This is a genomic window from Rhizobacter sp. P3_C12 (genome assembly GCF_056402735.1).
In genome coordinates this window covers 1-16,692 of the sequence record NZ_JBFUGW010000014.1, presented here as the reverse complement: position 1 = coordinate 16,692, position 16,692 = coordinate 1, and the positions used below count along the sequence as shown (strand labels likewise).

Sequence of the window (16,692 nt, the reverse complement as noted above, 5' to 3'; positions counted from 1 at the left end):
TATCACCACGCCATGGCAACGCGTGTAGTGAGTCTGGCGTTGCCCGAGCGAGTGGCCATCCCCATTGTTGAGGAGGATTGCTCAGGCAACTGCGGGTCTTGCGCCGGTGATCGAGTCATCTGCGGGCGGACGGGCGGAGCCTCGAAGGCGGCATCGCCCTGGAGCGCGTCGATCTGCAGCTCGGCGACATCGCGGCGGCCAGCGAGCATGCGGGCCAGGCCGTCAGTTCGGCGCGCTGTGTCGCCAAAGACCTGCCCGCCAGCGCCTGGCTCGGTGAAGCGCTGCTGGCGCAAGCGTAGGTGCAGCGTGCCCAAGGCGATGGCGTTGCAGCCGCCCAGACCCTGCAGAGCGCGCTCGCGCAACTGCAAGAAGCCGGCGGCGAAGAAGCGCCCAGCACGCGCGAAGCGAGCGCACTGCTGGTCTCGCTCCGGGGCCGACAAGCAGCTTTCTAGAACCGCTTACAAATTCGGTTCTTCATTGGTCGCCGAATGGCGGTTCGATGCCAGGAGCGCTGCTCCCGGCTTCGTTTTATTTATTTCCGGTGTCGGGAAAGCGGGGCGGATTGCGTTCTAGCTAATGACACAGCGATGACTCGCTCAAGGGCTTGCTTGCCCCAACCGACGACCGGAGAGACCCCATGACCGCCCCCACCCGCTCCCGCCTTGCCAACTCATCCCGCGCCGCAAGCGCTGCGAACTCCAAGCCCAAGCCGGCCGGCGCCAACCCGGCGCCGCACATGGCGCAAGACCCGGCTCCGCCGGCCGCGCCCAGCGTGGTGATCAGCGGCCCGGGCAAGGGTCAGCTCTTGCCTCAGGGCAGCGGCTTCGTGCTGGAACTCGTCAACACCAGTGCGGCCAGCAATGTGTCGCTCGTCAACACCGGGGGCACCCAGCTCGCGCTGGTGGGCATCAGCGCCAACAGCGCGGTGGGCGCGCTGAGCTTGGCCAATGCCGACTTGAGCGGCACGGCAGTCTTCGCGTCCAGTGTCGTCAGCCTGACCTTGGGCCAACTCAGCCAGGCGCTGGTCTCGGTCGCCGCGGGCAGCACTTTCAGCTTCAAGGCCGCGGAACTGGCCGACGTGCAGTTGCTCGCACCGACCGCCAATGTGAATGTGGACGTCAAGCAATGGTCAGGCAGCGCGGCCGGCGTGAGTGTGCTCAAAGCGGCGAGCCTCGCCAGCCTCGTCACCAAGGGCGACATGGGCGCGGATCTGTTGCTCACCGGCATGCCCGGCTTGCCTAGTCTGTTCACCTTGAACAGCGTGCAAATCGGCGGCGCCCTCAGCGGCGGCTTGTGGAGCGTGCACGGGCGCGCCAACAGCATCAGCGCTGGTAGCAGCGCGCCGGCCTGGCGCGCCAACATCAGCGGCCCGGTGGTGATGTTCACAACGCAAGGCGAGGCCGCCGGCAGCCTGGCCGTTGCGGCCTTGCAAATGCTCAAGATTGATGGCGCGGCGCGCAGCCTGCGCGTGCTCGTCGGCGCCGATCTGGGCGACGACGCGGCCTTGGGCGGCAGCGGCGCGAATGCCGACCACTTCCATGCCGGCAGCTTGGCGCGCGTGCGCATCGGCGGCGATGTGGTGGACACGAGCCTGATCGCAAGCGTCGATCCGGTCGACGGCGTGCTGAACGACGGCAACGACATCCAGATCGGCACGGCCGCGCAAGCCATGCTGGAGTTCATTGCCGGCGGGCAGCTCTTGGGCAGCACGAGCATCGTCGCACCGGCCTTTCCGGCCAGCGTGCGCGTGGGCGGGCGCGATCTCGACCCCGCCACCTTGCCGCAGTTCAGCCATGTGCCGCCCGACCGGCTGCCGCCGGTGCTGCGGAGCTTTGGGCTGGATGCTGCCAGCGACACCGGCACGCCCGGCGACAACAAAACCAGCGCCAACCCCGTGACCCTGGCGGGCGCCACGCAGGCCGGCACCACACTGAAGCTTCGCCACAGCGGCGACCCGACTGTGTTGTCCACCGCCACGGCCGCGGCCGACGGCAGCTTCAGCCTCGCAGGCATCACGCTGGCCCTGGGCGACAACACCTTCGATCTGACCCTGGCCGACGCCGCCGGCAACCTCACCGTGGCCAGCCTGCATCTGCTGCTGGAGCCTGCTGGCGACGGCGACACCACCGCGCCCACTTTGGAAGCCGCACTGCAAACCGACACCGGGCTCTTGGCCGATGACGGCGTGACGCGCGACGCGAGCATTGCCGGCCGCGCCACCGACGATGTTCGTGTGACGCAGTTGCTCGTGTCCCTGGACCCCGGGCCGATTCCAAGCTTCACCGACCTCGCCGCCCTGCTTGAGCCTGATGGCCGCTTCACCTTGTCGCGCGCCGTGCTGGACACGCTGGCCGGCGGCAGCTTGGCCGATGGTGCCCACACCGTGCGCCTGATCGCCAAAGACGCGGCGGGCAATGCCAGCGCGCCGCTGAACATTGTCTTCACCCTGGACCGCCAAGCGCCCGGCGGCGCCAGCTTCGCCGTCTCGACGGTCGATGCGTTCAACGGCAACACCGCGCAGACCGCCTCGGCCATCGTCGTCTTGCAAGGCACGGCCGAAACGGGTGCGACCATCCGCCTGGCAGCGCAAGGCCTCATCAGCAGCGCCAGTGCCAACGGCAACTTCATGCTGCCCGGCGTGGCGTTGGCGCTGGGCGACAATTTCATTACCTTGGATGTGAGCGACGCCGCCGGCAACAGCCAAAGCGTCACGCGTACCCTGACGCGCGTGCAACCCACGCAAGGCGACGCGGTGCTGGACTGGATCACGACCGCGCTCAAGGCCGTGCAGCTCGACGTGACGCACCCGCAAGTCGCCACGCGCACGCTCGCCATGCTCAGCATTGCCGTGCATGACAGCCTGGCCGCCATCCAGGGCACGCCGGCCTATCTGGTGCAGCGCAGCGCCAGCGACCCAACCGACGCTCAAGCCGCGGCCGCACAGGCCGCCTACCGCGTGCTGTTCAGCCAGTACCCGGGCCAGCGCACCAAGTTCGATGCGGCGCTTGCCGCGAGCCTGGCCGCACGGCCCGACGGCGCTGCCAAGAGTGCCGGTGTGGCGCTGGGCGAGAGCATCGCACAAGCGATATTGGCGCTGCGCGCTGATGATGGCAATCTTGAATTTGCCGCTGAAGACGATGGAACGGCGCCGGGCCAGTGGCGCGCCACCGGCCCGTTTTTTCTGGTGGCCGAAGAGCCGCAATGGCCGCGCGTGACGCCGTTCGCGCTGGAAAGCGCGGCGCAGTTTCGCGCCGCGCCACCGCCCGCGCTCGACTCGGCTGCCTATGCCGAGGCCATCAATCAAGTGCAAAGCCTGGGCCGTGACAACAGCATCACCCGCAGCGCGGACCAAACCCAGCAAGCCCAGTTCTGGGCCGATGGCGGCGGCAGCTTCACACCGCCCGGTCACTGGGACCAGATTGCTGTGCAAGTGGCAGCCGCCAAAGGCCAGTCGCTGAGCGCCAACGCGCGCTTGATGGCGCAGCTCAACGTGGCCCTGGCCGATGCCGCTATCGCCGCCTGGGACACCAAGTACCACTACAACTTCTGGCGACCCATCACGGCCATCCAGAACGCCGACCAAGACGGCAACCCGGCGACCGTGCAAGATGCCAACTGGACGCCGCTCTTGATCACGCCCGCGCACCCGAGCTATGTGTCGGGCCACTCGACCTTCAGCGCCGCGGCGGCCGGCGTGCTGGCCGCCAGCTTTGGCGACAACACCGCGTTTGCCACCACCGCCTCGACCTTGCCGGGCGTGACGCGCAGCTTCACGAGCTTCAGCGAGGCCGCCGACGAGGCGGGCTTGAGCCGCATCTATGGCGGCATCCACACGATTCTTGACAACGACGCCGGCAAGCTGATCGGAACGCAAGTGGCCCAGGCGGTGCTGGCGAGATTTGCCTTGACACGCGACACGCAGCCACCGCAAATCGTGCTCGACGCGACACCGGACTCCACCAACACCAACCTCGTCATCACCGGCCAAGTGCTGGACAATCTGTCCGGTGTGGCCGGCGTGCAAATCCGCGTTGACGGCGGCACAGCGCAAGACCTGGCCGTTGATGCGCAAGGCAAGTTCCGCTTCACCACCACGTTTGCCACCGACGGCTCGGCCGATGGCTCGCACAGCGTGGCCCTCAGCGCAAGCGACGCCGCCGGCAACCAGTCTGCAGCGCTGACGCGCGCCTTCACGCTCGTGACCCTGGCTCCCCAGGTCAGCCTCACCAGCCTGGCCGAAGGCGACAGCTTGCAAGCCAGCAGCCGCTTGGCCGGCAACGCCAGCGTGCACGGCGGCGTGCTCGCGCAGCTTTCTTACCAGTTCGATGGCGACATCATCCGCCAGCTGCCTTTTGACGAAAGCGGCAGCTTTGACAGCGCGCTGGACTTCAGCACATTGACAATCGGCAGCCACACGCTCAGCGTCACCGCGCGCGACAGCGCCGGCAACGCGGGCTCGACCACGCTGCATGTCAATGTGGCTGCGCTGCCGCTCTTCATGCTCAGCGGCTTTTCGCCCACCGATGGCAGCATCAATGTGGGCGTGACGCAGCGGCCCTTCATCCAGTTCTCGCGCGCCGTCAACCCCGCCACCTTGACGGCCGACAGCCTGTTTGCCACCGCGCCGGATGGCAGCAAGCTGGCCAGCACGCTCGTGCCCGCCGTTGATGGCACCTTTGTCTGGATGTTCTTTGCAAGCCCGCTGCCCGGTGGCTCGCGCATCACCGTGCACCTGGACGGTGGGCTGATACGCGCCGCCGCCGATGGCGCCTTGCTGGACGCCGACAACAATGGTGAGGCCGCCGGCGTGCAACGCGTCAGCTTCACTACCGTGAGCCGCAGCGCCGTGGCCGGCACGCGCATCATCGGCAAGGTGCTGGACCCGGGCCCCGACTTGAAGCCGATGAGCTTTGACGACATTCGCCGCGGGCCCGACGGCGTGATCCACACCGCCGACGACGTGTTCTTGCTGCCGATCGCCCATGCGATGGTGTTCATCCTCGGCCAGGAAGATCGCGTGATCTTCACCGACGCCAACGGCGAGTTCGAGTTCAACGAGGTACCGGCCGGCGACCTGAAGCTGGTGGTCGATGGGCGCACCGCGACGAATGCACCGGCCGGCGTGTTCTTCCCCGAAATGGTGATGGATGCCGCGATCCAGGCCGGTGTCACCAACACCATGATGGGCAGCATGGGCGCAGTCGAGGAACGCCTTGCCAACACCACCCGGCGCGAGATCTATCTGCCGCGCGTGCCACTGAGCGTGCTGCAAGAAGTCAGCGACACCGAGCCGACCGTGATACGGGTTGATGACCCGCGCGCCGCGCCGCAGCTCACCGACCAGCAGCGCCAGGCGCTCACGCTCAAGATCAATCCGGGGCGCGGCATTGGCTTCGATGGCAAGCCGGTCAGCAATACGAAGCTCGGCGTGTCCACCGTGCCGCCGGAGCTCGTCAAAGACATGTTGCCCGAAGGCGTGTTGCAGCACACCTTCGACATCACCATCCAGGCGCCCGGCGTGGCCACCTTCACCGAGCCGGTGGAGATCAGCTTCCCGAACGTGTTCAGCGCGTCGCCCGGCGCTCAACTGGCGGTGCTGAGCTTTGACCACACCACCGGCATGCTGGTGATCAACGGCACGGCCACTGTGTCCGCCGATGGCTTGAGCGTGGTTTCCGAGCCCGGTGCGGGCGTGCGCGCGCCGGGCTGGCATGGGCTGACCCCACCCGGCGGCTGCGGCGGCTCGGGCGGCCAGCCGCCCGGCCCGGTCCCGCCTGCCGGGGCCGCCGGCCTGCAACACGCGGCGCAGGCGCTGGATGTGATTGAAACCGTGACCATCCACGACCCTATCGCGCTGACCTTTGCCACCGGCGACGGCGGCATGGGCGGCGTGACGCGCCCGGAATGGTTCTGGACCGCGCCGCCGGCCGACCCCAACGCACCACCGAGCCCGCCCCCGCCCCCCGGCTGCGACGTGCCCCAGCACCCCAGCGCGCCCGGCGGCCTGTTGCAGCCCTTCGTCAACGTGAGCATCGACATCGACGGGCCGCTGGACCGCTTCGCCAAGGCGCTCACCAACCCGATTGCGCTGCAGCCGATCAGCAGCACGTTCACCTTGGCGCCGGGCAGCGGCGAAAGCAAGCTGTTCGGCTTCCAGGCCAAGAGCTATGACGAAATGTTCCGCTCGCCGAAGTTCCAGCAGCTCACGGCCGACCAATTGTTCGGCGCCAAGATCACCATCACCGTGATCCAGCAAAAAGCCGGCGAGCTGCTGCGCACGCGCGACGTTTTCACCTACTACCAGTACCGCTGGGTCGATGTGATCGATGCCGACAAATCGCAGAACAAAACCGGCAAGACGGCGGCCTTCATCAAGACCTTGAACGATGGTGCCGGCAACTTCGTGCGCACCAAGGAAGTCCAGGTGCATTTGCCGGCGACCGTGAGCACCGATTTCAGCACCGTGAAACCGTTTTTTGTTGACGGCGCCACCTCGGACGAGTCCACGGTGACTTGGAAGTTCGACCCCGAGGTCGCCAACCTGTTTTTGCGCGAACTGGTGATCAAGGTCAACGACCCAAAACTGCCGCTGGCTGGCCAAGTGGGCTTGCTGGACGCGACCGGTGCCAGCCGCTCCAGGCCGCTTTTCAGCGTCGACCAGGCAGGCTACCGGGCCGAACTCAAACGCTTGCTGCTGTCATTGAAAACGGCGTTCCAAATCAGCGCCGACGGCACGGCGGTGAATCCGCAGGTCGTCTATGCGTTCAAAGGCCATGAGGGTGTGATCACGCCCGCGCCGACCAACGGCGGTGGGTCGATCTTTGTCCTCGCCGCGGGTGCTAGGTTGAATATTGACTACATCCCCGTGTCGGCGCAATTCAAGGCCGAGTATGCGGGCTTCATGCCGGCCGACCGTAAGCCTGGCCCCGACGGCATTGCCGGCTCGACGGACGACGACTTCGACGCCGCGCAGCTCGCTGCGCTGGATACGCGGCTGAGCAATGAGTCCAGCTTGCTGCTGACCGAGGTCCGAGCCAACTTCACGCCCGCCGTGGGCGATGCGATCACCTTCCAGGCCTCCAATACCGGGGCCGACGTGAGCACCTCGTGGGGCGACCAGATCGACCCGGCCGACGGCAGCCAGGTGTTCGGGCTGTCGAACAAGGCCGACTATTCGATTGCCGACATGCGCAATGACATCGGCACCCAAGGGCGTGTCGATCCGGCCACCGGCAACCGCTTCACCAAACCGATTTCCGATTCTGCGCAGATCTGGGCCTTGTCGGAGTTCCTGAACATCTCGCTGTCGGGCACCACCAAGATGGCGGTGGGTCTGTCGACCCGGCACACCAATCCCAATGTCAAACTAACGCAACTGGTTGCCGACTCGCTCAGCCATGAATTCGGCCACCACCTGGGCCTGAACGAAGGCTATCTGTCGGGTTTTCGGGATGCACGCGATATCGGCGGCACAGCCGGAATTCGCGCCAACGCCGACGCCACGCCCTATGGCGACATCATGAATGCTGGCGGCGATGCTGACGGCAATCAATGCTTCAAATACCCGATCACAAATTTGCTCAAATCGGCCGTGGGCATCGCCCCCGATGGCGGTGCGGCCATGCTGGACACCTTGAAGTTCTGGCGCGATCACTTCAATCTTCAGAACGACCGCCACCCCGGTCATCTCGGCGACAAAAATGGCTATCGCGATGTTGAAGCGGTGCCGCTGACGACGCCCGAGATCACGCTCAGCACCGGTGCCATCGATTATTTCGGTCTGAGCTTGGATACCCTGCCATTCGACTCCGTGGCGGCCGACAGCAGCGCCGACACGCACAGCGAGGTGGCGATTCAGATCGTCAACGGCGGCGTGGCGCCGCTGCTGATCAATGCGCTGCAGCTCGGCGGTGGCAAGGGCTTTGCGCTCATCAATCCGCCGCCGGCCGGCACGTCGATAGCGCCCAAAGACCGGATCAGTGTGAACTTGCGTTTCGACCCGACGAAAGAAGGCGACGCGCAAGACAGTCTGACGATTGACTCCAACGCCGGCACCGTGCCGCACTTCGTGTTGAAGCTGCAAGGCACGGGCTTGCGCGTGGCGCCCACCGCCAGCGTCGCCTTGGGCAACAACAACCTGGGCGGCTTGCGGCCGGGTGCTCCCGCGGTGCAGCGCGACGAGATCTTCACGCTCACCAACACCGGCTTGCAGCCGCTCGTGATCTCGGGTGCGGTGCTGACCGAAGGCGCCGAGAGTTTTTCGCTGCTGGGCCTGCCGGCCGACTTGGCGATCCATCCGATCAGCTTGGCAACCGGTGAGCACCTGAGCTTTGGCGCGCGCTTCGCGCCCGACCATCTGGGCCTGCAACGCGGGTTGATCGAGCTGAGCGCCAACGACCCGCTGCAAACCAAACTGCGCCTGGGCGTGGTCGGCACCGGCCTGGCCGCGCTGCCCACGGTTCAGTGGGGCAAGAACTATTTCGCGCTGCAAAACCCCGAGCAGCCCGAGGTGCCGCCGCTGCGCGCGATCAGCGACGACAACGGTTACTTCAACTTCTTCCTGGCCGCGAGCACGCCCTACCACGTGGTCGGCTTCGACCCGGCCACCGGGCTGGTGGCGCACGGCTACGGCCGCACCGCGATTGGCGGCAAGGGCACCGACTTGACCTCGTCAATGGTGTTCCTGGCCAGCACCGAAAAAGACAGCGACTACGACGGCCTGCCCGACGATGTGGAATTCGCCATCGGCTCCAGTGCAATCCGGCGCGACAGCGACGGCGACGGCGTGGATGACTTCACCGAAGTCAAGCAAGGCGGCGACCCGCTGGGCGCCCTGCGTATCCCCACCGGCGTGGCGAGTAGCACCGCGCTGCTGGGCACGGCCGAGGCCGTGGCGGTGTTCGGCTCGATTGACGGCAAGGCGGCGCTGACGGCGCTGCTGGCCACCGGCACCTACGGCCTGGCCGTGGTCGATGCCTCGCAGTTCAGYACGTTGAAAATACTGTCGCAACTGAAGCTGCCCGGCAACAACACCGATGTCGCGGTCGATGCAGCGCGCGGCCTGGCCGCCGTGGCCGGCAATGAGGCCGGACTGCACATTGTTGACATTGCCATTCCCGCTGCGCCGCTGCGCGTGCAGACGGTGCCCTTTGGCAGCAGCGTCAACCGCGTCAAGCTCAGCGACGGCATCGCCTATGTCACGGCCGGCGCCAGCGTACACAGTGTGGACATCAACACCGGCGAGCGGGTCAGCAGCTTGGACTTGGCCGGCAGCACCTTGCTGGACATCGCCGTGTTCGGCAGCACCGCCTGCACGGTCGATGCGGCCGGCGTGCTGCGCACCCTCAATATCGCCAACGCGAGCTTGGCGGCGCTGGGCGCGTTGACACTGCCGGCCGCAGGCGGCCAGCTCTTTGTCGGCAACAGCGTCGCCTATGTCGGCGCGGGCAATGGCGTGGTCGGCGGGGGCTTTTCCACCGTCGATGTCTCCAACCCCAGCCTGCCGGTGCTGCTCTCGGGCCCCGACAACACCGTCGTGGCGGGCAGCGCGATCGCGCTCAATGGCTCGGGCCTCGCGCTGGCGGTGGGCGGCAATGATTCGATCGTGGCGGCGTTTCGCTCGCTCGATGTATTCAGCACCGCCGATCCGGCCAACACCGGCAACCTGGTGACGCGCATCAACCTGCCGCAAATGCCCAAAGACCTGGCCCTGGCCGGCGGCCTGGCGTTTGTGGCCGATGGCAGCGGCGGGCTGCAAGTCGTCAACTACCTGGGCGCCGATGTGCAGGGCGTGGCGCCGCAGGCAGCCATCACGCTCGAAGCGGTCGATGTTGATGCCAACCAGCCCGGTGTGCAGGTGCAGGAGGGCCGCGTCGTGCGCGTCCTGGGCAACATCAGCGACGATGTGCAGGTGCGCAGCGTCGAGCTGCTGGTGAATGGCCAGGTCGCTTCGGTGGCCGTGGCCTTCCCGTTCGAGTTCACGGCCCAGGCGCCGGCCATTGCGCTGGCCGGCAAGCACCTGACGCTGCAAGTGCGCGCCGCCGACACCGGCGGCAACGTGAGCTTGTCCGAACAGCTCGCCCTGGACGTGGTGCCCGACACCTTGGCGCCGCAACTGCTCTCGGCCAGCGTCGATGAAGGCGCGCGGCGCTTCTTCGTGCGCTCTATCGACTTGCTGTTCGATGAACCGCTGGACCTGCAGCGCCTCACGCCCAGCGCGGCCACCCTGGTGCGCGCGGGCGCGGACGGCAGCTTCGGCACGCCCGACGATGAACCCGTGCCGTTGGGCCAGGACACGCGCAAGCACGGCCAGCTCATTTCGCTGCTGCTCTCCGGCTTGCTGGCGCCCGGCAGCTACGAGCTGCGCGTGGACGCGGCGCAAATCGCCGACCTGGCAGGGAATGTGCTGGCCGCGCCCATCGTGCGCCACTTCACCGTGCTGCCGGCCAACACGGTGCGGGCGCTCAGCGGCAGCGCCGCAATTGCAAACGCCCCGTCGGCCAACCCGGGCCAGCAGATCGGCGTGGTCGTGCCTTTTGATCCGGACACGGCGCGCATGTCCTTCAAGACCGTCGATGCCGCCGGCACAGTCAGCAACCTGGTTGTGAATGTGTTTCGCAACGACGCTGCGGCCCGCATCGCCTTCTTCAATGTGCCGCTGAACGCGCTCACCGGCGACGCGGAGGTGTTCAAACAAGTCGGCAGCGTCATCACCCATTTCGACGACGGCACTTTCCCGCTGCAAATCGTGCCCACGGTGCGCGACGTGCAAGTGGTGTCGGTGGCGGCCGACGGCACGAGCGCCCAAGTGCTGGTCAGCGGCAGCGGCTTCGTTGAAGGCGCCAACACCGAGTACCGCTTTGGCGCCACCAGCGTGGTGGACACGAGCACCAGCGCCGGGCCTGACGTGCAAAGCGACGGCACGGCGCGCCTGACTGTGCCGCTGAGCGCCGCTGCGTTCGGCCCGGTCAACGTCACGACGGCCGGGGGAAGCAGCGCGCCCTTCAGCGTCAACCTGACAGGTCTGGAGGCCAGCGCGTTGTCGGGCACGCCGGCCGGCCCGGCGCTGGCTTCGGCCAACGCGGGCCAGGCCATCACCTTGGTCGGCCAGGGCTTGAACACCAACACCGATGTGCTGCTGCGCTTTACCGACATCAACGGCGCGCCCAGCACCGTGCGGCTCAGCCCGGTGGCGGCCAGCCTGGACGGCAGCCGCGCGAGCCTCGTCGTGCCCGCGTTTGCCAACGGCGTGGTGGCGCTGCAGATCTTTGGATCTGCGAACCAGCCGCTGCTGCAAATCGTGCCCACACTCAGCGGCGCGGACATTCAAAGCCGCACAGTGCTGCTGGGCTCGGGTTTTGTTGAAGGCAATGCCAGCTACAGCTTTGCCGGCGCCACCGTCAGCGACAGCTCGCTTGATGCCGGCAACCACATCGACGTGTTCAATGACGGCGTGGATCAAAACCGCCTGGTCAATATCGACCGCACTGCCTTGCCTGCGCACGGCCTGGGCAATGTGAGCGTGACCACCGCGGCCGGCAGCAGCGCCGCGTTTGCGCTGAACACGCTGCGCGTGAACCTGCCGCCGGGTGCCGGCATCGGCGACGTGGCGGTGGACCCTGCCAGCGCCCAGCTGTGGGTCAGCGACCAAGCCAGCCCGGCGCATTTGCTGCGCCTGGACCCAGCCACCGGCCAGGTATTGCAAACCATCACGCTGACGCCGGCCTTCGGCTCGATCAACCCGTTCAACAACATCGGCCTGCAGCAATTGGCCGCGCCGATGCTGCTGGGCAGCGGCAACGTGCCTGCGGGCAGCTTGCTGGTATTCAACGGCAACATCGGCGGGCCGGATCGCGTTGTGGCGGTCGATCCGGCCAGCGGTGCGGTCATCACGAGCCTCGCCTTGGACGCTCGCTATGGGCTCAATGGCGCTGTCTTCAACCCGGCCAATGGGCACATCTACCTGACCGAGACCGGTGGCCCGGGCAACCGCATCATCGAGCTGAGTGCGGCCAGCGGCGCGCAGCTGGCCGCCATCACCGCGCCCTTCAGCGTGCTCAACGCTGCCGGCCTGGCCATTGACCCGAGCAGCGGCCACCTGTGGCTGGGCACGGCCAACGGCGGGTCGCTGCTGGTCGAATACCGCATCGACGGCACCGGCCAGCTCAGCGAACTGCGGCGCCTGGACGCGAGCGCACAAAACCTCAACCAGAACGAAGTTTCGGGCCTGTCCTTCGCGCCCGACGGCGCGCTGTGGGTCGCGTCCACTCAAGCCGAGCTGTACCGCATCGACATCCACGCAGCGGCAGCGCCCCCGGCGAGCTTGAGCCAGATCGTTGCCGGCGCGCGCGACGGCGTGCCGGCCAACGGCACCCAGGCCTCGGCCAACGTGGGCCAGGTGATCGAGCTGATCGGCGCCCACTTCACGGCCGCCACGCGCGTGCTGTTCAACACCCGCGGCAACGACGGCAGCACCGACGTGGCGGTGCAGACGCCGCTGATCGTCAACGCCAGCGGCACGCGGCTGCAAGTGCTGGTGCCCGACACGGCCGCGAGCGGCGACGTCAAACTCGACGGCCAAGCCGGCGGCATCCGCCTGCAAATCGTGCCGACCCTGAGCGGCGTCGAGATTGGCCGCCCCGGCGCCGATGATTTGTTCAGGCTGCGCGGCTCGGGCTTCATGGAAGGTGCTTTGACGGTGCGCATCGGCGGCATTGACTTGGTCGATGCCGACAGCGTGCTGTCGCCGCTGGACGTGACTGGCCCGCGCAATGACACCCTCGACGTGGTGGCACCGCGCACCTTGGACGGCCCGATCCGCATCACGACCGAAGGCGGCTCGGCCGAAATCGCCGGCGCCCCGATCGCGCCCCAGCCGATCGTCGGCTTCACCGCCATGACCGCCACAGCCAGCGCCGGCACCCCCGCCAACGCCAATGCGCCCTCGGCCGTGAATGGCCAGGCGATTGCGCTGCACGGCCAGGGCTTGGCCACCATCAACACCTTGGTGCAGTTCCAGGCGCGGGACGACAGCGGCACGCTGGGCACCGTGACCTTGAGCGGCATTGCCAGCGCCGATGGCAAGACCTTGACTGTGGGCGTGCCGTCGCTGGTGCGCAGCGGCCTGGTAACAATCCTGGGCAGCGGCGTGAGCCTGCCGCTGCAAATCGTGCCGGTGCTGCGCGGCATCGGCGGCCAGGTGGCGTCTGGCCAGGCGATCGTGCTCGAAGGCTCGGGCTTCAACGCGCCGGACCTGAGCGTCACGATAGACGGGCGCGCGGTGACAGGCTTCACCGTGCGCACCATCGTTGACGGCATCTTCGACTCGTCCGCCAGCAAGCAAGTGCAGCAGCTCTTGAGCTTGACCGTGCCGGCCGGCGTCGGTGCGGGCGTGGTCGTCGTGTCCAGCAGCGGGGGCAGCAGCAGCTTGAGCGCCGCCTCGCGCCACGTGACGGCCATCAATGCCACAGCCGCCAGCGGCAGCGCGGCGCTGGCGGCACTGTCTTCGGCCAACACCGGGCAGAGCATCACGGTAGCGGGCAGCGGGCTGGTGGCCAATGACCGGCTGGTGTTCACGACCTTGAGCAGTTTCGGCAACCTGTCCGAACTGACCGTCACCACCACGGTGAGCCTTACCGACCAGACGCTCACCGCCATCGTGCCCACCAGCGCCCACACCGGCAATGTGCGGCTGGAGCGCGACACCAGCGGCCTGCTGCTGCAAATCGTGCCAACGGTGATCGACCTGCAGGTCGAATCGGTGTCGACAGACGGCAAGTCGGCATCGGTGCTGCTGGAAGGTACCGGCATACTGGAAGCGGCTGACACCGAGTACCGCTTCGGTACGCTCAAGCTGCTGGACCGCACCCGCACTGCCGGCCCCGAGAACCTGGGCCGCTTCACGCGCGTGGTGCTGCCGCTGAGCGACGCCGCCTTTGGCCCGATCAGCGTCAAGACCATCGGCGGCACGAGCACGCCCTTCAGTGTCAACGTGGCCAGCGTGAACGCGGCCGCCCCGACCGGCACACCGGCCGACCCGGTGCAGGCATCGGCCCATGCCGGGCAAGCCGTCAGCCTGAGCGGCCAGGGCTTGAGCACCGCCACCGACGTGCTGCTGCGCTTCATCGACGGCAATGGCAGCCTGGGCATGGTGAAGCTCAGCCCATCGTCCGCCGTCGCAAACGGCAGCAGCGCCAACCTGACGCTGCCCGCGCAATTGAACGGCGCCTTCGGCGTGCAGGTGTTCGGCTCGGCCAGCCAGCCCTTGCTGCAAATCGTGCCCACGCTCACCAGCGTGGACATTCAAAGCCGCATCATCGTGACGGGGACTGGTTTTGTTGAGGGCAACGCCAGCTACCAGTTTGCAGGCGCCAGTGCCAACGACACACCGTTCGACCCGAGCGTCCATATCGAGGTGACGAACAACACCAGCGCCAGCATCGACCGCGTCGCGCTGCCGTCACACGGCCTGGGCCCGGTGAGCGTGAGCACGGCCGGCGGCCGCAGCGCGACGCTGGCCCTGAACACGGTGCGCGTGAACGTGCCGATCGGCAACAGCAGCTTGGGGGATGTGGCAGTCGACCCAGTGAGCGGCCATTTGTGGGTTAGCGACCAGGCCAGCCCGGCTCATTTGCTGCGCATCGACCCGGCCACCGGCCAGACCGTGCAAACCCTGACCTTGAGTGCCGCCTTCGGCTCGATCATCGTCTTCAACAACATCGGCCTGCACGTGCTGACGGCCGCCATGACCCTGGGCAGCAGCACCGTGCCCGCGGGCAGTTTGCTGGTGTTCAACGGCAGCGTGAGCGGCAACGACCGCGTGCTTGCCGTCGATACCGGCAGCGGCGCGGTGATTGCAACCCTGAATCTCGATGCGACCTACCGGCTCACCGGCGCCGCCTTCAACCCGGCCAATGGCCATATCTACCTGACCGAAAGCAATGGCCCGGCCAACCGCATCATCGAGCTGAGCGCGGCCAGCGGCGCGCAGCTTGCCGCAGTGACCGCGCCGTTTGGCGTGCAGACGGGCGCCGGCCTGGCCATCGCGCCTGCCACCGGCCACCTGTGGTTTGGCTCGGTCAGCAGCGGCGCGCTGCTGGTGGAGTTGCGCATCGACGGCACCGGCCAGCTCACTGAGCTACGGCGCCTTGACGCGAGCACGCAAAACCTCAACCAGAACGAAATATCGGGCCTGTCTTTCGCGGCTGACGGGGCGCTGTGGGTGGCCTCGACCCAAGGCGAGGTCTACCGCATCAACACTTGAAGCAAATCAACCCCCCATGAGAACAGTTTTCAAGATCAACAATGGCGGGGCGCCAGCGCCGCCTCGCAACGGCTGCAACACCGCCGTAAGCGGAAGTTAGCGCTTCACTGTCGACCGGCCGCAACCGCTGCAAAGCGGCCCTCTGGATGTTTGGCTCTGCTGTGAACCGCTCGGGGATGCTCATCCAAAACTGACTCACGTAAGACCCCGGAGTGTTAATCGCCGAAGCTGGATGTGCTGGTGACTCGACCGATCGCTGGGCCTCCAAGGACCCCCTCGCCGGTGCCCATCCTTGGATGCATCAGAAGTGAGGCGATTGCCGATGGTGTCGTTCGAAGAAACTTGTCGGATTCAAGAATAGATGCGACCACAACGCAATTAATGCGACTGAAGCTTCTCCATCGACTAATGGCACCGGACGCGCGTTCATTCACGTTGTCGTCGGCTATGCGCCGCGGGACTATCACCTAACCTTAGACCGACGCGGGGTTGAAGGCAGATGCCTCTCCTGTTTGCGGAGGTGGTAATTCGTGGGTAGCGAGAGCAACCGCGTCATACGTCCTCAGCTTTCTCAGCTGCCTTGCCTCGCAACAACTCTCGCAGTTCTTCGACGACGTGCTTGAACGGCTCTTTGAATCCTTTGTCAAGGTTCTCGATCCCTTTGGCAACGAGGTAGAGCAGGCCTAGCAGCAGTGCCCACGCCGCCCACCCGCTCTCCGCACCCGTCGCGATCTTCTGCACGGAGAGGTATGCCGATGCGCAGCCACAGACGATCTCGGTTGTGCCGAAGACAACCAAGCTGTAGCTCTTCACAAAATACGCGGCCACCCCACCGAAGAAGAAATACACGGGCAGGCGCCAAGACTTGCCGGGCTCGCTGACGTAGCCGGCGAAATCCTTAGCGTGCGGGAACACGACGAAAAATACAACGAGCACGCCAACGGCGGTGCAGATGGTTAGCGCGACATTCGTCTGACGAGCGCGGGCCCTTTCGCGCCGTTCGTACCCGACCGGATCACGGTCGCGTTCGCGTTGAGCCTGCTCAAGACGTTGGCGTAGCGCTTCGGCGCGACTCTCATCTGTATGCATGTGACGGCTCTCTTCAGATGGATTGTCAGTGCCGCCATTGTGCGAAGATTGTCCAGCCCGATGTCAATCCTCCAAGAGATGCCGCGCATCGCTCTAGGGATGAGCTGATCAATTCAATGTCTGGAGCCGACAGCTTCTCTGCGAATGCATTGCACCGCGGCGAGCGCACGTTTGCGTGGATTTCGAATGATTGGCGAGCTCGTCTTAACCTTCAGGGCGCACTGACCCCTGCAGGCCTGAGCAGCGGCCTCTTGGCGATCATGAGGTTGGCCAGCGCGAACAGGCTGTACATGCGCGCCCCGTTCTTGGCCAGCCCGCGATAGCTGACCTTCTTGTGGCCG

The 16,692-nt window shown here is 66.4% G+C and carries 3 protein-coding genes and 1 pseudogene; 1 reads left to right on the top strand and 3 read right to left on the bottom strand.

Features of this window, described 5'->3' with window-relative positions; all coding sequences use genetic code 11:
- Positions 1-2 precede the first annotated feature (2 nt).
- Positions 3-440 carry a hypothetical protein gene (locus tag AC1DXV_RS04500; protein ID WP_477867382.1) on the bottom strand — a complete coding sequence of 146 codons (438 nt, stop codon included), beginning with the start codon at positions 438-440 and terminating at the stop codon, positions 3-5.
- Between the two features lie 197 nt (positions 441-637).
- Here AC1DXV_RS04500 and AC1DXV_RS04495 point away from each other — a divergent pair, with 197 nt between their 5' ends.
- Positions 638-15,262: an Ig-like domain-containing protein gene (locus tag AC1DXV_RS04495; protein WP_477932644.1), complete on the top strand. Its 14,625-nt coding sequence runs from the start codon at positions 638-640 to the stop codon at positions 15,260-15,262.
- A 552-nt stretch (positions 15,263-15,814) separates the two neighbouring features.
- On the opposite strand, the gene AC1DXV_RS04490 is transcribed toward AC1DXV_RS04495, so the two are convergent.
- On the bottom strand, positions 15,815-16,351 hold the full coding sequence (locus AC1DXV_RS04490; RefSeq protein ID WP_477864867.1) for a hypothetical protein: 537 nt from the start codon (positions 16,349-16,351) through the stop codon (positions 15,815-15,817).
- A 211-nt stretch (positions 16,352-16,562) separates the two neighbouring features.
- Positions 16,563-16,692: pseudogene (locus tag AC1DXV_RS04485) on the bottom strand (IS5/IS1182 family transposase); the annotation flags it as partial.